The organism is Altererythrobacter chaiwopuensis (genome assembly GCF_054957755.1).
Map to the genome: position 1 here is coordinate 1 of NZ_JBTXJG010000024.1, position 266 is coordinate 266.

General features: G+C 66.2%; 1 protein-coding gene. It reads left to right on the top strand.

Features of this window, described 5'->3' with window-relative positions; genetic code table 11:
- A partial coding sequence (locus tag ACX2DJ_RS13035; RefSeq protein WP_462573171.1) for a cytochrome c biogenesis ResB family protein occupies positions 1-266 on the top strand: 266 nt, incomplete at both ends.

Consider the following 266-nt stretch of genomic DNA (forward strand, 5'->3'; position numbering starts at 1 on the left):
GTCTCCGAGGTGCTGCTGCGCATCCTCAATGGCAGCCTGTTCGAGCTAAACCAGCTCGCCCGCGAGCAGGCCGGGCTGAAGCCGGCCGCGGCGGATGCCGACATGCAGAGCTTCATGACCCAGGCCGTCATGTCGCTGTCCGACAGCCTCTACTACCCCTCGCCCATGCTGCTGCAGCTGCAGGACTTCGAGCAGGTGCAGGCCAGCGTGTTCCAGGTGGCGCGTGCCCCTGGCCAGAAGCTGGTCTATCTGGGCGCCCTCTTGCT